The sequence below is a fragment of the Flavobacteriales bacterium TMED191 genome (genome assembly GCA_002171975.2).
In the GTDB taxonomy this organism is placed as follows: Bacteria; Bacteroidota; Bacteroidia; order Flavobacteriales; family TMED113.
Genome location: NHIO02000030.1, coordinates 1 through 18,474, shown reverse-complemented (window position 1 = coordinate 18,474; position 18,474 = coordinate 1). Strand labels below are relative to the sequence as shown.

The 18,474-nt window shown below is 42.5% G+C and carries 18 protein-coding genes and 2 pseudogenes; all 20 read right to left on the bottom strand.

Going from position 1 to position 18,474, the window contains the following annotated elements; all coding sequences use genetic code 11:
* Positions 1–4: 4 nt before the first annotated feature.
* Entirely contained in the window at positions 5–694 is a 690-nt protein-coding gene (locus CBD51_003065; GenBank protein ID RPG59477.1) for an ATP-dependent Clp protease proteolytic subunit, read from the bottom strand.
* The gene (locus CBD51_003060; protein RPG59476.1) at positions 687–944 is read right to left on the bottom strand and encodes a hypothetical protein; all 258 of its coding nucleotides are present in this window, start codon (positions 942–944) and stop codon (positions 687–689) included. Before CBD51_003060 ends, CBD51_003065 begins: the two co-directional genes overlap by 8 nt.
* The gene (locus tag CBD51_003055) at positions 925–1,332 is read right to left on the bottom strand and encodes a hypothetical protein (GenBank protein ID RPG59475.1); all 408 of its coding nucleotides are present in this window, start codon (positions 1,330–1,332) and stop codon (positions 925–927) included. Before CBD51_003055 ends, CBD51_003060 begins: the two co-directional genes overlap by 20 nt.
* 101 nt (positions 1,333–1,433) lie before the next feature.
* Entirely contained in the window at positions 1,434–1,991 is a 558-nt protein-coding gene (locus CBD51_003050; GenBank protein ID RPG59474.1) for a hypothetical protein, read from the bottom strand.
* A 124-nt stretch (positions 1,992–2,115) separates the two neighbouring features.
* Positions 2,116–2,331, bottom strand: a complete 216-nt coding sequence (locus CBD51_003045) for a helix-turn-helix domain-containing protein (GenBank protein ID RPG59473.1) — start codon at positions 2,329–2,331, stop codon at positions 2,116–2,118.
* Positions 2,324–2,653 (bottom strand): hypothetical protein, encoded by a 330-nt coding sequence (locus CBD51_003040; protein RPG59472.1) that lies wholly within the window; start codon positions 2,651–2,653, stop codon positions 2,324–2,326. Before CBD51_003040 ends, CBD51_003045 begins: the two co-directional genes overlap by 8 nt.
* Positions 2,650–3,675 carry a guanosine monophosphate reductase gene (locus CBD51_003035; protein RPG59471.1) on the bottom strand — a complete coding sequence of 342 codons (1,026 nt, stop codon included), beginning with the start codon at positions 3,673–3,675 and terminating at the stop codon, positions 2,650–2,652. The genes CBD51_003040 and CBD51_003035 overlap by 4 nt, the downstream gene beginning before the upstream one ends.
* A gap of 228 nt (positions 3,676–3,903) precedes the next feature.
* Positions 3,904–4,374: a dUTP diphosphatase gene (dut, locus tag CBD51_003030; protein RPG59470.1), complete on the bottom strand. Its 471-nt coding sequence runs from the start codon at positions 4,372–4,374 to the stop codon at positions 3,904–3,906.
* The gene (locus tag CBD51_003025; GenBank protein RPG59469.1) at positions 4,362–4,994 is read right to left on the bottom strand and encodes a hypothetical protein; all 633 of its coding nucleotides are present in this window, start codon (positions 4,992–4,994) and stop codon (positions 4,362–4,364) included. Before CBD51_003025 ends, dut begins: the two co-directional genes overlap by 13 nt.
* Before the next feature lie 12 nt (positions 4,995–5,006).
* Positions 5,007–8,441 carry a DNA polymerase III subunit alpha gene (locus tag CBD51_003020; GenBank protein RPG59468.1) on the bottom strand — a complete coding sequence of 1,145 codons (3,435 nt, stop codon included), beginning with the start codon at positions 8,439–8,441 and terminating at the stop codon, positions 5,007–5,009.
* 182 nt (positions 8,442–8,623) lie between these two features.
* Positions 8,624–9,106: a hypothetical protein gene (locus CBD51_003015; protein ID RPG59467.1), complete on the bottom strand. Its 483-nt coding sequence runs from the start codon at positions 9,104–9,106 to the stop codon at positions 8,624–8,626.
* Positions 9,107–9,458: 352 nt separating this feature from the next.
* The gene (locus CBD51_003010) at positions 9,459–10,241 is read right to left on the bottom strand and encodes a hypothetical protein (GenBank protein ID RPG59466.1); all 783 of its coding nucleotides are present in this window, start codon (positions 10,239–10,241) and stop codon (positions 9,459–9,461) included.
* Between the two features lie 777 nt (positions 10,242–11,018).
* Positions 11,019–12,290 (bottom strand): annotated as a pseudogene (locus tag CBD51_003005) (hypothetical protein).
* Positions 12,241–12,717 (bottom strand): hypothetical protein, encoded by a 477-nt coding sequence (locus CBD51_003000; protein ID RPG59465.1) that lies wholly within the window; start codon positions 12,715–12,717, stop codon positions 12,241–12,243. Before CBD51_003000 ends, CBD51_003005 begins: the two are co-directional and overlap by 50 nt.
* Positions 12,717–13,421, bottom strand: a complete 705-nt coding sequence (gene thyX / locus CBD51_002995; protein ID RPG59464.1) for an FAD-dependent thymidylate synthase — start codon at positions 13,419–13,421, stop codon at positions 12,717–12,719. Before thyX ends, CBD51_003000 begins: the two co-directional genes overlap by 1 nt.
* A complete protein-coding gene (locus tag CBD51_002990) occupies positions 13,411–13,734 on the bottom strand; it encodes a hypothetical protein (GenBank protein ID RPG59463.1) in 324 nt (107 codons plus the stop codon). The genes thyX and CBD51_002990 overlap by 11 nt, the downstream gene beginning before the upstream one ends.
* Positions 13,724–13,996, bottom strand: a complete 273-nt coding sequence (locus CBD51_002985) for a hypothetical protein (GenBank protein RPG59462.1) — start codon at positions 13,994–13,996, stop codon at positions 13,724–13,726. Before CBD51_002985 ends, CBD51_002990 begins: the two co-directional genes overlap by 11 nt.
* Positions 13,997–14,062: 66 nt before the next feature.
* A complete protein-coding gene (locus CBD51_002980; protein ID RPG59461.1) occupies positions 14,063–15,925 on the bottom strand; it encodes a recombinase in 1,863 nt (620 codons plus the stop codon).
* Positions 15,926–16,819 carry a hypothetical protein gene (locus CBD51_002975; protein RPG59460.1) on the bottom strand — a complete coding sequence of 298 codons (894 nt, stop codon included), beginning with the start codon at positions 16,817–16,819 and terminating at the stop codon, positions 15,926–15,928.
* Positions 16,820–17,226: 407 nt separating this feature from the next.
* Positions 17,227–18,306: pseudogene (locus CBD51_002970) on the bottom strand (hypothetical protein).
* Positions 18,307–18,474 lie beyond the last annotated feature (168 nt).

The following is an 18,474-nucleotide window of genomic DNA, read 5'->3' as shown; positions in this document are numbered from 1 at the left end:
ATAATTAGATAATTTCGTCTGCAATACCCATTTTAATTGCTTCCTCTGCGGAGATGTAAACATCCTTCTGGGTCTTTAAAAGCTTCTTTATCTTTGTTGGGGTAAGCTTTGTATAATTAGCTAACGTTTCAATGTATCTTTCTTGGATCCACTTTATCTCCTCTAGCTCATTCTCCATAGAAAAGATAGTTCCGCCGGTGCCTGCCATTACGTTGTGAAGCATGATACGGCAATTTCGACCGACTTTACGCTTACCTTTTGTGCCGGCAGCTAATATGGGCACACCTGCTGACATAACCTTTCCCACTCCGTAGGTCTCGATATCACATGTCCTTTTCTTAACCATGTCCATTATGTCTAATATAGAAAACATATCAGAAGCTGTACCTCCATGAGTAGAGACCATCATTGCAATTGATCTAGCAACAATAATAGGAGTAGACTCCGGGTCTGTTGGATCTTCAATCATTGGAGAGTGTGATGTGTTTTCAAGATACAACAGGGCAGCTACAACATCAGCACCCTTTTGCTCCGTGATGTCTCCGTAAAGATTGATAGCCCTAAGTTCAGATTCCTGATTAACAGGAGACTGGATATTGTTGACTATGACTATTTGCTTCTCTTCTTCTTTGGGTGGTGAGATTTTTTTCTTTTTATCTTTCTTTTTCGGAACCCCTGATACTCTTTTAGTCATTTAGCACCTCTTTCATTTCAAAAATTTTATTTACCTTGTCAGAATTTAAAAAACTAGTCCAATCAATTTCTGACTCGAACGTTTTCTCGTAAACATATATATCTTCACTGGTGTTTGGCACATAGCCGTAGGAAACACACATCCAACCGGGCAGCGCCTCTTCTATATCTCTCTGCTCTTCCGTTGTTCTTACTTGTAATTTCACAGTTTCTTGATCCACTTTCCAGTAGTCACCTTTCGCCTTTTTCATCTTCTGAAAGCCTCCGTATCTTTTGTATTAGAGACTGCGCTTCAGGCCAAGATCTGTAGTTTACGTACTGTCTGCCGTAAGCCGGGATGGCTTTTAAAAAGAGCAGCGTGTAAACCTCCATAAGGATATTGACCTTTTGCATCTCCTTCTCTAAATACTCTTGATGCGTGCTTTCTTCATCAATTTTTATTTTAAATTTTTCATTTGCTGAATATTCTGCAGCGGCGGCATGTACTGTATACACAGAATCCAGAACTTGCAACACCGCGGCGGACATTGTTAGGTAGAACCTTCTCTTCTTCCTTTGTTCGTCGAAAAAGAATACCGCTTTCGTCAGTACGACTCCTGCGAAAAACATCATGAGAGAATATATCTGTATTTCGTTCATAGTGTAATAATATCAGCTTTCTTTACAGAAGTCAAGAAAAAGGCTCCAGTGACCTGTATAGGTATGGAGCCATAAAAACAAGTGATATGTATTATTTTGTTTTACTTTCTGTTGCTAAGTTTTGCAGCGACTAGTCTCTTCGTAACCCTTTTCAAGACTTCGTTAACCAAGTCCTCTTGGTCGACCTCTTCTTCTTCAGGGGCAGGCTCTTCTTCGTCGCCCATGTCTTCCATGTCTTCCATGTCTTCCATGTCTCCCATGTCATCCTCGCCCTCTTCGCCGGCCATGGCTTCCTTGAGTCTCTCGCCTAGATCGATTAAAAGCTGTGCTTCCTCTTCTGTAAGGCTCATGTCTGCTGCGCCGATTTCGTCGCCGGCTTCAAGGTCATCGCCCATTTCCATGTCCATTTCCATGTCTTCGTCGTCTTCTTCGTCGCCCATTTCCATGTCCATTTCCATGTCTTCGTCTTCGTCTTGTTCGTAGAGTGCATCAACCTCTTCGTCGAGTTCCTCTTCCTCTTCGATTGTCTCTTCACCCTCTACGGTCTCTTCCATAGCGTCATCGTCGTGAGGCTTTTTACCTCTCTTTGCTGGAGCATAGCCCATGCCACCCTCGTCTAGAAAGGTTTCCGTAAGGGAATCAACATTTGCCAGCTTCATAAAGCGTCTGATTGTGTTCTCTGTTAACAGTTTGTTACCACTCATTTTATTATCTCCTTGTTTTTTTGAAAGTAGTGATTAATGTAATAATACAACTATAAATAGTAAGTTTTAGATAGAAAAGTCATAATTTTATTCTCTTTGAAAGTTTCTTCAAAGCTGATTTTTCTATCTGGGACACTCTAACTAGAGATATCCCTAATCTTTTCGCTATTTGCTCAAGCGTCATAGACCCATGTTTGCGAATAGCGTAGTGTATGCAATTGTTATCTTCCGGATAATCTATCCAGCATCTTTCCTTGTTCTCACAATCACAAAATTGACATTTTTTATCATTCATATTCTTTTTTATCCATCTCAATCATATCAAATATGTCTTCCCTTTCAGTGTCTGAAATTCCTAGTTGCCCTAGCAACTGCTTTCCTGATTCTAAATCTTTTTTTGTTCTTTTCAACTTTTGCTTTCCCATAGATTTTTTATTTATTTTAACTTTTTCCATAACAGCCATCATGTCAGGGTCGTTATCGAGATAAAGACCAACAATGCCGGCAAAAAACCTAGTTTGACTCAGATTATCATATCTTAATCTGATTTTTAGGTCTGCTGACGTCTTTTCGTATACCGAGAAGATGAACTTTACGATTTTCTGAGGGTCTTTCATTTGGTTAAAATATGTGTAAAGCTCTCTTTCTGTCCGGATTGCGTTTGCCTGACGAAAGTAGATACTGATCTAAGTTGTTTTATGGTTTGTGCACCACTATAAGAAAGGCCTGATTTTACATTTTGAGCAAGATCAGCTAATACATCACTTGTGGACCCCTTGTATGGGACGGTTGTTGACACACCCTCCAAGGAGGACGCGTGTCCGCGCCAAGCGATCTGGGCCTCTCTTGATGCCATGCCTCTGTAGACCTTATACCTCTCACCTTCTGAGTTCACAAACGTATCCCCCGGGGTCTCTGTTGTTCCTGCCAGCAAGCTACCGAGCATGACAAAGTCTGCTCCAGCTGCCAATGACTTTACAATATCGCCGGCGTTTCTAATCCCGCCGTCTGCTATGATTGTTGCTTTTTTCAATCTGTCTGCACATACACGTACAGAATGAAAAGTAGGAATACCATGACCGGTTTGAATACGAGTGCTGCAAATAGAGCCACCGCCGACGCCAATCCGAATCGCATCTGCCCCCCAATCTTCTAAGTCTAAAGCAGCCTCGGCAGTTGCAACGTTGCCAGCAATAACAACAACTGATTCTCCGAAACTATCTTTTATTTTTTTTAACGCGGCTTCAACGTTGCTATGGTGACCATGTGCGACATCGACGCACAAACTAAAGACACCCGCTGAGACCAAACTCTTTGTTCTTTCTTTTAAATCTTCACCGACACCGACGGCTGCAGATACCATAGAAGCGCCATGGCTTCTGGCCTCGTCTACCAAGAGTGACTGCTCTTTTATCGAGTTGTATCGATGGACGATACCAAATCCGCCGGCTTCGTGCATAGCGACGAGCATGGCGGAAGAGGTAACTGTGTCCATGGGTGATGAAATAATCGGTAATTTAAATTGTTTATCTGACAAGTCAGAAGATATGCTTACTTCTGATCTGCTGGATATATTGCTAAATTTAGGAACCAACAACACGTCATCAAAACTAAGCGTTGTCGGGTATGTCTGAATCATTTTTCACCTCCTTTACATCATAGCAGTTCGTACAAATTAAGTCAATCTTTTCTGAATATTTGTCGATGTGCCAATTGTCAATACTCTCGCCTTTAACAGGTTCTCTGCCACAGACAGAGCAAGCTACCTGCTTTTTAAACTTAGTCATCGCGTTTTTAAAATCTCTCATGAAGGTCTTGCGAGCGGCGAGCATTTGTCGACGCTTTAACTTTCTTGTGAAACTTGTCATTATTTATCCCCCGTGGACCCAAGAGCGCCTGAGCCCCTAGAAGTCTCTCCTCCATAGACACTATCCATCTCCAAGATTCTGATGTTGGGTTTTTCAATTCTCACAAAAACTCCTTGAGCAATTTTTTGGCCGGGCTCGATAAACTGGGTCTCTTTTCCTATGTTATGTAAGTTTACAAAAATCTCGCCGTCATAACCTTCATCAACGACGCACGCTCCTGCGATTAGATGCTTCTTGCTGGCAATTCCAGACTTGTTCATAATTTGCAACATACAATCCTCAGGTACCTGCATCTTGATGCCTGTCTCAAGTAAGACGCTTTGCCCGGGTTCGATTCTTTTTCTCACCATGTTGCTTTTTGGGCAAAAGAAAAAATCCATGCCGGCGTCTGTCGGGTGGGCGCGCACAGGAATTTTAACTTTCTCATGGGTTCGAAATACTCTAACAAAATTTTCTTCTAGCAAAGACATTTTTCCTCCAATAGTGTGTAAGTGAAACTGTTATTCCACTGGTCCCGAGCATCAGAACAAGTTTCCATAAACTCTGCAAAATCTACACTACTTTGAAAAACCTGGCAGCCGGCTGAGACCCCACCTGTATTAAGCCTAGCGTCTGAACCTCGATGCTTGTGGATATTGATACCATACCACCCTACGTCCTCTGGTCCGTGATAGTCCGGAGTTGAGTCTCTGTTGTTGTCTCTCCAGACGCTGACTTGTCCTCCTCTCTGACACAGGGCCATGTGGCCTCTGTCTCTATTCCCATGCCATCCAATCTTGTAGGTGCTCCTATATTGACCGGGAACCAGAATAGCCGTACCCTTGTGAGCTACCTCCTTCAGTGGCCTTTTTAATATAGACGTACCTGGTTCGGTCGTGATCGGATAAGTATCGCAAACCCACTGTCCTTCTACTTTATAAATCACGTTTACAAAGTCGTCAAACTTTGACGCGTCGCCGGAGTCGTTACGAACTCCAATGATATTTAAGTTGTAGTCTCCATTTTCAAAAAATACAAACCCCTTCTTTTCTAGTGTCTTTTTATACTGATCTGCAAGAACTTTTGCAGCCAGTCCTGTTAATTTAGCCATTTTATTTCTCCTTTATGCTAATAGCTTGAACATCTTCCTCATACTAAAAGTTGAAAACCCCCATTGCTGGTTGTAATTTAACCTAGCCATGTAAGGTCTGTTTAGTTGCACGATGTCTCTCTCTGGGTCTACACCCCAACATCTAATTACTGTCATTTCGTTATTGTCATCTATGACTTTTACGACATAGAAATTCTTACCGTTCTTAGATTTCTTCAGCTTACATTCCCGTGGTATAAACCAGGTCACTCCAAGTTCAGGATCGAACTCAGAAATGGGTGGAATATAAAGTTCATCCAGCTTCTGCCTAACTCTGGGCGTGACCACTGCGTTAATAGGAAAGACTCCGGTCAGGTTCACTAGATACTCCAGCTTCTCCTCTTCGGAAAAGTCTCCTTCAGGCTCGTACTTTTGAATATTTTCGATAAGGTTCTTTTCTTTCCTGGGGCGATCTTCTGCAACGGCGCTGAAAAAATGTTTCAACCCACTAAACCTGTCGTCCATAAGACAACTTAGAGCTTGAGCCAAGCAAAGCGCCGAAATAGATTTCTTATTTAGTTTAGAATAAGTAATTTTGTCGTGAAACAAAAAATCTTCCACAGTGTTAAATGGCCTATGTTCAATAATCTGCTCAATAGCTTTGATGCCTAGTCCCTTGATTGATGACAGAGGCTGGATTAATGTTTTGCCGTCTTTACTAATCTCCCAGTTTACTCCGGATGTATTTATGTTTAACGGCTCAACATTGTATCCGAGTGACTTTGCTGTCGCGATGGCTCTTTCTTTTCTTGTCTCTGGTTCTTTATCGAGGAATGCAGCTAGCCATTCTGCTGGATAATAGTTAAGTAAATAAGCACACTGGTAAGATAATACACAGTAGGATACAGCGTGTGACTTGTTAAAACCATATCCTGAAAAGTATTCAAAAGTTTCCCAAAGTTCTCTTGCTTCATAGTCTTTCATTCCTTTCTCGACACAACCACGTTTGAATTTGTCGAAGATCTTGTCTTTTTCTACCTGGATTTCACCAGTACCTTTCTTAGTAAGTAGTTTTCTAAGCTTGTTACCCTCGTCTAGAGTTAGATCTTTGCCTAATTTGTGCGCTAACATAGCAATCTGCTCTTGAAAAATAAGAAACCCATATGTTTCCTCAGTCACCTCGCGGACGTGCTTGTTAATATACTCTACGTCCTCTGGGTTAGACTTGGCACCTATATACTTTCTATCAACTCCTGCACCTAGGGGGCCTGGGCGGTAGATGGATGTGATGGCTGATAAATCGATAATATTATCTGGTCTCGCGTTCTTGCAGAACGATTGTGCTCCAGTTTCTGTGAACTGGAAAATACCTGCCCACTTCCCCTTGTGGAAAATATTTTCCCACACTGATCGATCTTCCAGATCTATCTTTTCCGGATGAAGGTTTTTATCATAGAATTCTTTGATATCTGAGAATGTAGGATTCTGCATGCCGTGATGGCGCTTTAAAATTCTCTCGATGGCGCCTTCGAGCATACGAAGCGAGGCGAGACCAAGAATATCGAATTTAATAAAACCCATCGGCTCCAAATGTCTTACATTCATACCCTCAGACCAAGGCGTTTGTCGAACTCCGCCCGAATTGATAAGCGGCATCCACTCATCTAGATTCTCACCTACAACAACCCCGCCGGCGTGGCGAGATGCAGATCGAGTTTGACCGTACAATTTCTCGATGTGAGTCTTGATGTCTGGGTGCTTTACGAGGAATGCCTGCAGGGATTCCGAGAACTCCATCAACTCTTCGAATGTGGGAGCGTATACTCCGGATGTGATTCCATGTTTTGCTTTCGCTCGGGGGGTAGCTTCGTAAACCATCTTGCTCGTCACATTATTTACTTCCGTAAACTCGATACCGTAGAACTTGGATATGTCTTTAATGAGAGATCGCAACTGAAGTGTGTTCCAGTTTGTAATAGGCACTACAGAGTTGTCGCCCCATTGATCAATAAGAACCTCTTTCAACACCATGGGATCAGAAACGTCATAGTCGATGTCTGGATACCCAGAACCGCCTTTGGTCAAGAACCTTTCAAACTGAAGTCCGTACTTGATGGGGTCGACCTGAGTTATGTTTAGAACGTATGCGACGAGGGATCCTGCAGCGGAGCCGCGGCCGGCTCCCACTAACTGCTTATCTACTGCGACATCCGCGATGGACTTCATAGTCAGAAAATATTTAGAGAAACCTCTTTCTTCGATAACACTGACTTCGTGTTTGAGTCGATGAACATACTCTTGATTTGTGTGCAGACAGAGCGACCTGAGACCCTCAACACAAAGGGCGGCCAAGGTTTGACCCGCAGTGGAACCCTCTGGGACGACAAAGTCTGGTAAGCGTACCGTGTTGTCTGGCAAGAATGTTTCTATTCTTTCATGTGCGATTTGGTGCGTCTTAATAATCGAGTTGAGAACTAAGTCATCATCATACTCAGCTCCGCACTCTTTCGAGTACTTTTTATAAGACTCGAACATTTGATCTCCATTCTTTGGATACAACTCATAACCAATTTCTTCGACAGAAATCGGAAGCTCATCCGATAAGTAGTCTGGCTTACCCTTACCTAGCCATCCGAGTCGCTTATAGAGTTCTCGATCTTTCCAGACATCCGCATTATAATAGTGCGAGTCTGCAGTAGAAATAAGGTCCACACCAAACTCTTGATGCATTTGAATAATGTATCGATTTAGTTCGTGTTGCTCTGGCACGTTATTCCACTGTAGCTCTCCATACCAGCGATCTCCGAAAATTTCTTGCATTTTCTGCGTAGTCTTGCGCATTGCTGCAAGTATTGCATCCGGCCCAGTGTCCCTATTCTCCCAATAATTTCCCGCATAAACACCGCCTAGGCAAGCAGATGCGGCAATGACACCTTCGCTATGCTTCTTAAGTAGAGCATAATCTACGCGAGGGTAACGGTAGAAGTTGTCGCCACTGTATGAGCGAGATATCATCTTAAATATATTTTGTAGACCGGTCTGATTCATCGCTAGCAAAATGAGGTGTCTTCTGCGGTTTAGGACAGACTTAATCTTCTTTTTTGAAGCGCCCTCATCTTCGACAGTTGTTCCGGAGTTGTCTGCTTCGTAGTCTGACTTCTTTTTAGAGGCCTGTTTGATTTCCTCATATTCCTCTTTCCACTTTGCAACTGACGGGATGAAGTATGCTTCACAACCAAATATAGGTTTAAATTCTTTGCCGGCTTTCTTCATCTTCTTTGCATGTAACACTTGCCAAGCTAGGCCATTCATATTGCCATGGTCGGTGAGCGCAAGTGCGTCCATACCGTTATCATGGGCGAAGTCCATGTGCTCTGGTGGATAGCCAAGGGCGTCAAACGGAGAGCCCGCGACGGAGTGGGCATGTAACCCTACGAATGGAATTTTACTTGTTGTTCTAGATGTCATTCACTAACTCTTTCATTTCCTCAATTACTTCTAGCAACTCTTTCTTTAATGTTGCTCTATCAAATATGTACAAGTCCATTATAAACCTTTGCTGGTCATTTGTCAACAAATTAAAGTTATCTGGAAAATTAACTGCCTCCTTAACGTGCGTTGGTATATTGTCGTAAACTTCCTGTAATTTTTCAAATGTCATCTTCTGTTATCCTCCTGTGATAATATGGTTTCATAAATTGCTTTGTTGGTCTAGAAAGTTTTAGACCTGAACAGTAATATTCTTGTAAGTTTTTCCAGGTATCTAAACTGTGATACTGGTCGATTTCAACTTTCTTATCTATCGATACTACATCGATATCAAATATTTTGTCAAGTGTAAAATTGCGACTTGACCACCTTTCAGAAGCATCTATGTTTCTGCTTCCTCCGGTGCACTGATTTTTAATATGATGCTTGAACTTGGGCCAATCTTCTGGAAAAAATGTAAATGCTAAATACTTGTTATCCCTTACTGTCTGTCCTTCGTGCGATAAAAAGAAAGACTGAGTTCCCCTGATTGCGTCCCTGTGGCTCCTTACAACGTCAGAATCATACACTCCGTACGGGAAAGATACAAAATATTTTGTTGGTCTTACCCACTGACTCATCTTGTCAGATATCTGAAATGCCATTAGTGCACCGTGTAGTGCGGACCACCCCAAACTGTCCCTCCTGTCTACATCCTTCTGCGTCATTGGTGTGTAAAAAATTGGTATCCACTTTTCATGATATTGTTTGTTTTTAACAAAGTCTTTCTCCTCGAAGTACCTGGGTGACATTACATAGTCTCCTAGCCTTTCTTTAATCAGAGGCGCCACGTCGTCACCGCACACGATCCAAATACTATCACATCCAGCATGAGCACATTCGTAAACAGACCGGTCGAGCGCTAGCAAGCCCTCCCTCAATGGCTGCAAATAATCGGGCCATGGAAAGCCAAAGGAATTCTTCCAACCAGTGAGAGGTATTATTGCTGCGAGGTTTCTACCCTTTGGAGGACTCTTCAATTATTTCCCCCAAAGACTTGTTTAAAAACTTAATATTTTCAGTATCGACATATACGTTGTTGTCTTTCTGATAGGAAAGTCTCCTAACGTGAACGACTTTCGGTTTTCTATATTTTGGCTTTCCGCTTTCGTAATTTTTCATAAATCTTCCCTGTACCCCTATTGACTTAAGGTGCCTCTCTACCACAAACCTAACAATTGAATCTGAATAGTCAAACAAATTTAACTGTTCTTGTGTCAATTCAGATTCCACAACACAGTCAGTTATAAAATCTGAGCCGTCGACCCTGCCGGAACAATAAAAATGAAGAGATTTTGCAAAGTCGCGGTTTTCGACCAATGCAGGCAACTCGTATCTCCTTGGGCCCAAAATTGAAAGCTCGAAATCATCATAAACTATAAACGTCTTGTCCTTGGCTAGCCTAATGTCGTTCTCTAACTCGATTCCACTAGCATTAAAGACGAAAAGTTTTTCAAAAGCATATTTAAAGACCGTATTACCGGTAGTGACCCGAATCATGTCATCTGTAATTCGGATAGAGCTAGTTTCTTGAAACGAGACTCTTCTTGATAAGAGTCCTAATATTAAATTTATTTTTGTCCAAACCTGTTCATCAGAGTCTAAACCAAATAGGGGTATTGACGTTTTATGATAAAACAGAGATGGCGCCTTTCTTGTTGGTATGAAAAAACAACCACTTACAAGAGCATAACAAGCAGCTTCAACTGTTGAGCCTATCACAAAACTCTTCAGTAGCATATTCCCATTTTATAATCATAGCGTACACCTAGAGAGGCTGGAAAGAATCCCTGGCGGTTTGTTCTGTTGGAACTTTGCCCTGATGATCCCAAACATATGTCATCTAAGATAGACATTAAATCATCATACATTTGCTGTTGGTTGCGAGATAGTTCAAAAACAGTTCCATTGCCGCTTGTTACATAATTATTCCAAACACGGGCCCGACGCTCTGCAAAAGCATAAAACTTTAAATTTGGAGTCGACTCAAGTGCCTGTAAGACCTGATCTGTAGTGACTCTNGGNACCANNTAAGACTGNGCGAATTCNTCNCTAAANANNANNATAATCCTNTCNGCGTTTGNNCNCCANTTNANNTTGAAGAACTTCAANTCNGGGNTTGAACCCATNCNNTTNGCCCAAGTTGCNTTGGCNAANNTNTAGTNAAANTTTCCAGAAATNTTCTGAAGTGNNANCATTATNGCATCCTTNAANTGCTCNTTTCCTGTNTGNTTNTCAAANTGNCCCACATTNGCAAANGCTGTCAANAACTGNTCGAACTCGGTAATNTCAGACTGAAGTATNANCATCTCNTGNGTGCCNCNTGGGGTGNTNGCNGCNTTNGGTCCNACTANCAAACCCCACTTCAANTTNTCTTCNGCTGCNAAGTCTTGNGCNAANCTGTTCATTGCCATNCTTACNGCNTTGATNTANTTCTCCATAGAACCAGACCAGTCAACTAAAAANAAAATNTCTGTTTCTGGAATNTCNTCNCCATAGTCNACNACTCCGTCACANTCATTGTCNGCNCCGTCGCAAATCTCNACNCTNGGNNCNANCTCTCCNCCNCANANGTCNACNACTTGNCCNNNATTGAGGGCTNTGCCCATACCANTGNCCNCTGTTNCANGTCTGTGCTNACCNGGNGCNCANACACCAACANTCAANGTTCCCTCTGGTCCAGTGTAACANTNNCTGAGTGAGTTGNTCNTCCACNAGNNCATCNCAGTCTTCNTCAAAGTTNTTGCAAAGCTCTGGGTTNGTNGGNATGCCTGCNAACTGATCNCAAGGTTGANCNTCTTCTANNTCTGGTATCCAATGGCANAGGGCNAAACATTCCGTCATCTGCGTAACTTGACANTCTTCNTTNANACATTCGCANGTCTTGAATCCCATACCACAAGTCAATGGAGGTTCCATGCAGGGCACCAATGCTCCCACTGACTCTGGTGGACACTGACAATTTAAGCCTTCGTCTACTAGATTATCGCAGTCATTGTCTTCTCCATCACACTCTTCATCTGTTGGCCTCTGTGCTGTGCAACCTATCCAGTCACCATTTGCACAAATTTCCAGTCCTGAGTTGCAAATGGTGGTGCATTCTCTTATAAGTTGTTCATCGATAGAGTTGTCACAGTCATTATCGAGGCCGTCGCAGATATCTTCTGGTACTTGTCCACAACCGCCGCAGGCGTTTAATTGATTCTCATCTATGTTTCCGTCACAATCATTGTCAACGCTATCGCACACCTCCTCTTCTTCAAAGCAAGTTACGCATTCTCCGTAATAAAGCCTACCCTTATCACATCGAACTTGCTGCGTACCGGCAGTTCCGTTTATCTCGCAATCATATGTAAGAGTGAAATCCTCGTTGATGCCGGGAGGGCAATCAAATGCATGTTGACACCCGGTCTCTTCAATGATCTCAGCTGGTGGGCAGTTCGGATCACGATTACGATCACAGGGCACCAGGTCTTCATCACAAATATCAAGAATTGCATATTTCGCTTGGATTTCTACTCCTCTAGGTGGGCAGTACCAAGTCTGTTCTTGGCAGCAGTTTGGGTTACAATCACAATATCTAACATGGGTGTTTGGGAGATTGACACACGGGTCGACCCATACATCTACCGTGATGTCTGGTATAACAATAACTTGAATGTCGTGTGTTCTAGCATCTGGTACCAGAGTTCTGGATTGCTCCATATCTGTTCCGCTAACTATAGTTTCATCGCTGCAACTAACAATTGCCAGAAAGCAAACGGCATATACGCCTAACTTTTTTAACATAACCTAACCTTTTATAATATCCTTTTTTTGTAATACATCTAGTGCCCGCATTGTAAAAGCACAAACCTTTATCTACATTACCCTTAGCATAAACTCTAATATTGTAGGAAAGTATCTGTGCTCCAACTTTTATCGACACTTTTGGGTCCTTGAGCTGCTGACAGGTGTACTTACGATTCTTCGTTTCAAGTCCGCCTGTCCACTTGGGAACAACCTGTGTCAGGCCGCAGGCGCCAGCATGGCTGACTACACTTCGAAAGAAACCACTCTCAACATATATGACCGCCGCGAGGAGCGCGGGGTCTAAAGAGTTGCGCTGCGATTCAACTCTTATATCGTTCTCATACTTGCACAAACTGCGATGCTGATAGCCGGTTAAATCTAGGTTTTGATAGGCCAACAGGCACAGTGAAAGTAAAAATGCCATTACTTTTCCATCTTGTGTTTCATATAAGACTCAACAGAGTGTGGAAAATATTGTTCTACTATCTTCAGGCAAGCCTTAGCAACCTGTTGAATCTCCCACTGTGCCCCCTCGTGCACACGTAGTGAGACAAATTTCAACAAATTGTGTAAATTTACAGTACCATAATATTGAGTGTATAAATTTTGGGGCAAAACCCCCCTTGCTTGTTCTCTGCAGACGCCTGATTCAAGCAAGGCCTGAAACAACCTCATACACTCCTTGTGGTGAGTCTTTATTTGGCCTGACGCGGAAGCCATGGTCGGAGACCCATCCCGGTTTGACTCCAAAAGCGGATCAATCAAATCACTTGTGCTTGCTTGTCTGTTTGATTTGTGTTGCTTTCGAAACATATCAGGCTCATAAAACTCAATATCTACAGAAGTGTATCTACGAGATATTTCATTATAAGCCCAAGTGCGATGCCTGTGATGCTGGCTCCTAATAAACAAAGGAACGGTAAAGCGAAACGTGATGGCGCAATGTTCGAATGGCGAAGAGTGATTATGGGCCATAAGGTAGTTAATAAGTTTAACATCTTTTTGATCTACTTCTTCTTTTTCCGAACCAAAGGAGACGCGCGCTGCATTAACAACTGACAGATCCGTACCCATATGTGAAATGTATTCAACCGCACCTATACCGTCCTCAAATAATTCAACTCTCATTGGGCCTCCGATAAACGCCCACTACATAGTTCTCAAGTATTAGGTAGTGAGTTTTATCTTTGAGTACCACTTCTTGAATCATTGACCGGTCTACGACAATTTTGTTATTATCAATATTCTCGTAGCGCAAGTGGCGAAACTGTTTATCACAGTCTTCCGCTATATCAATCACGCTCGCCTCAATATACTGTGCCTGTTCTATCTTGTAGTCATCCGGTAAAATAACCCCGGAATCTGTTTCGTTCTTTTGAACGTGTGGTACTATCAAAAGGTGCCTGTTTGCAGGCTTTAGTGCTTCTACTCTAGAGACCATTGATTCTCCCCACTGAGCGCTGACACTTGTTGACGTAATCTGTCAGAATTTCCATGTCGGTTTCAGACTTATACAATCTATATGCTTTTACAGCTAGACGCATTTCTTGCTTTGTTAGCCAACCGTTCTCGTCGTAAGACTCACGCAGGTCTTTACGTTGTTCCTTGAATGGCTCCATTGCATCTTCAATAGCCACAAAAGTTTTAATGTAGTTTGCGAGGTGCTCCTCTTTGGTTAGTAACTTATCGTTGTTGGAACTCATAATTTGTCCTTTCTTGTTGAGTTGTATTACAATAATAGTATATTTTAACAGGTATGTCAAGTGTTTTTAAACGAATTTTACTTCACATGCGCCGCCGGCACAGGCGACTTCTCCTTTAAGGTCAGTGTTGTCCTCTTCCTCTGTAACCTTAGTGAGGTCTATAGAAGTTAGGGATCCCAGAAGCGCCTCATAAGTCTCTTTTGAACAGTCCTCAAAAGGTGCTTGTTTATATGTGTGGTCCGAAAAGGGCAAAACGGAGAGACCATTGTAACTGCTTCTATTTTCCCACATCCAGTCACCGACATCAACCCATTCGGTTTCCTTAATCGAAATAGTTGCTGAAATGTTGTGTGTATTTTGGCCTTTTCGAAAGCCGGGCTTAACCCACTCGTCTGTAACCGATTTGACTCTTCTCAGAAGTTGCAATGCTGATTCAGTTCTCAAGATAGAACCCTCCGGAGACTTCTGAGGGATGGAGATGACTGCAGTGGTATGCGGGCTAAAGTATTCATCTTCAACAAGTTCTGGATGGTTCGTGCTCAAGTAACTGTAGATTGGCTCGTTTTTTCCTACACGGATGCGTCGAACGTAATAATCGTTGTGCCACGCATGTATACCAGAACTGGTACCGAGAGTCAGAGAAGTGGTTCCGGCAGGCTTAACACATGTGGTGCGGGCCGCCGGGTTGATGCCTAACAATTCAGCAACTCTAGTATTTTCTTCCTTAACGCAAGCCGCGGCTTGTTTCATATCTAGGGCCAAAACAGCGCCCGAGGCGATGCCAGTCATTGACACACCAATTAGTGCATCTTTTTCTGTTGTTCTTCGCCATATGTCACGAAGATAGTGAAAATCCGTGTAACTTGCTTGCAAGGTGCCAATAAACGATGCCGCGCGAACACGGTCGTTAAGATCTTCCTGGGATTCTACATTTGATACGTTCACCTCTGTAAGATTGCAAAATTGATATGGCCTTAACCCAATCTCACAACAAGGATTTGTACCCCAGTCTTTATCGTTAGAAAAGTAAAATCCGGGTTCACCCGCGCCAGAGGCCTTCACTCTGTCCCATAGGCTCATGAAATATTCTTTATTAATCTTGTGACGCAACAAAACCACAGAATTATTCGCTCTGCCTCTTTGTGGATTGGTCTCCCACCAGTTTCCGGTTTTTGCAGCAATCATATCCTCGTCATCTGCTGAAAACAAAGAAATAAGGGCTGCTCTACGGATGCCGCCGGCCAGTACAGCGTCTGCTATGTGACATATCATGTCATGTACTTCGATTGGTTTTAGCTTATCTCCATTTTCTTTTTGAGAGAGCATGCCCTCTAGCTTTACCAAACACTCTCGCAGTGGTTGGGGCCCTGGTGCTTTACCCCCGGAAGTAATAAGAGCAGCGCCCTTTGGACGAATGTCTGAGTAATCAAAACGGAGTCTAGATCCTCCAATAAAATAAGAACGGACCAGTGTCTTTACAGCGTCTGCCCAACCCTCAATGGAATCGTTAACCAAGAATCGACGTGTTCGCTTCATATTAGGTCTTGTGATTTCTGGGAGTTTCTCAACGTGATGCTGCTGTACTGAATATCCGACTCCAGTTCCTCCAAGCAGCAGAAACATGGCTTCACCAAAACAACGCCAGTCGTCAGCAGGCATAAAAGCACAGTTAAAAATTCTGTTAGGAGCTACTTCAATTGGTTTGCCGCCAAACTGCATCGAGCGCATTGATGGCAACACTCTTTTATCAAAAACATGTTTATACGCCTTCCTAATCTGCAGTTCAAGTTCTGGAAACTTTTTGAGGTGCATGTTCATATTTCTAGTCACTAGCTCCTCCCATGTCTCTCTCCTCTTCTTGTCCTCCAAGTACCTGGCATATTTCATATGCACTGTTATTTCTGATAAAATTTGATTTGATAGTTCCATTTATTTTCCTCCTTCTTTCTTAAAAACTTTATACTTCTCTTTCAGACTAGCCAGCCTTTCTGCAGAAGATTTTTGGATAATATCATTGGCAGTTTCACCGGTTTTGGGCAAAACTTTTATCTTCACATTACTCGTGTCCATAAACAGTGGATACACTAATCCATCTGGGCCGTTCCTGTTCTTTGCAACAAAGATACGACCCTGGTTTGTGTTCTTGTCTTCCACGGTCCTAGACACCGTGAAAATAAAATCAGCTACAAAGCATTTATTGAACGCCTCGGAGATTGACTCCATCGTGATCACTTCTGCGTTCAACCCAGATCTGTTAGTTTGTGATGCTGTCCAGAGTGGACACTCATAAATTTGAGCTATTCCTCTAAGCTCTTCGTAAATAGTTTCGAGCTGGTGCCTTTTCTCATCTTTTCTGCTATTTTCTGGCCGGATCAGATCTCCATAGTCGACTATGATCATGTCTGGACTAAAATTTCGCCTTTTTAGCTTCTCAAGGTGATTTTTGATTGTCTGGATATTCGCGCTTCTTGTGGGATATTCTTTGACAATAAGCTTACCTTCCACTTCCTTGATTTCATCATAAATCTTTTCTTTGAACACCACTAGGTTTTTTAGTTCAACGCCAGTAATAGCAGCGTCGTAGCGACCAGCAACAACAGTATCAGAAAGTTCCAATGTGTAGTGTAATACATTTTTCCCGGCCTTAAGCGCCGCTGCCCCGAGATGTACAAGTACCATTGATTTCCCAGCACCAGTAGGAGCAACAACAACGCCAAGCTCCCCTTTCCCAAGACCTCCNTTAGAAATNTCATCAANGTCNTGCCANCCCGTNGNAATNGGGTNNCGAGCNCTTTTTAANNAANCGAGCNTCAAANTCTGCAANNTANTCNTATCCTAANGTNTTNTCNGANCCTANTTTNANNGCATTNTCNATNACTTTCGANACTTCNTCNAAAGANGANGATTTNATNAGTTCNACNGATTTAATNANNGCTTCTTTNAGNTTTTGNTTTTTNCANAANTCNAGNGCNGTNTCTTTNATNAANTCNGCNCCGTCNGGNANNTCNCCNTTNGCCAANACNCNNGCNTANTANTCNCTGATTCTNNNCTTNACGGATTCNGCNTCTCCNTCCAAACCNGTNCGNATGATGGANNNCATNATNTTAGNTGTGGGGTGGACTCCATACTTNTCTCNATACTCCNTGATNTTTNTNACAAANACNCNCAAATGCTTNAATTCNAAAAANNNCAGNTCNAANACTTCAAACATTTGATCNGCNAANGTTCTGTCATTCAAAANAAGNTGACANAGGTCTTCTTGAAANGNTTTTCCAAACTTNGAGAAGCTTTTNTTNTCNTGNTCCATCTNNACTTCCTTNNGTNTTTATACTGACTNTANNACAAATNATNNNGAAAANGAAGNGATAATNTTGTTNAANCTTTGNTCNANNTCNNNNGTAGNNACAGTCAAGTACNCCNTCNTGNANCATNAGTTTTCTTANTTCCGTNTGATTGTANTGNGGCTTATANTGCTCAAACGTATCGTCNATCCCTTGTTTGGCNTGNATNGATAGCATNGGCGAAGATANCTGCATAATATCATAATTGTTNTCTATTAACTCCTCNTTTTCTAANATNTTNGTNNANACTTTNTGTTTNTTNTCNGNNTTNTCNCANTCNGNGATNACATCAGATAANTAGTANNNNCTNTCTTCTTTTAGAAAAGAAAANCGTTTTGCNACTGTTTCCATACCAACNCTAGGNACNCCNGGNANNTTATCNGAAGAGTCNCCNACAATTGCTCTNGCCAAAGCAAAGTTTGTTGGATGAATCCCAAACTTATCTACAATGCCGTTCTTATTCAGATACTCTTTTTGGATTGGTCGGTGTAGGATGGTTTTATCATCCAACAGTTGTATAAAATCCTTATCTGCGGACACAATCACTTTTTGCCAGTCAGAAAACATCGTGGTGCTTTTAACATAAGAGATCACATCGTCCGCTTCCACTAGTGGCTCCATAAACTGGATCACCGGGGTTTGATTAAAATATTCGACGACTCTCATTTGCTGCCAGACCCTGTTATCTAGAATGTCTTCCTCGACCATACCAACTTGTGACCAGTTAGTTCTAGGTGGTTTTCTACCACCCTTGTAGTTTTTGTTCATAGCGCGGCGCTTTTTAGATCCACCCTTACCATCCCAAACCAATACCAGTAGATCTGGCTTCACCTCTCTTGTCAACTTGTTGAGGATATTGATAAACGTCCTCATTCCACCAATAGGAGAGCCGTTTGGGTTCTTACTAGGGTCTACTATATATCCGCGGATAAACTGGTTGTACGCGTCTACTATCATCATTCTTTTCATTGTTTTCTCCAAATAAAAAGCCCGGCGAAGAGCCGGGCTTGTGTGAGTGACTATTCTGTCGGCGGATTTTCGTCCGCGTCGTAGAAGTCGCCTGCATTGCCTTCTCTATTCTTGAACTTCATAATAACATCTTCTTCAATAATAGTCAAGACACTTTCTCTGAATTTT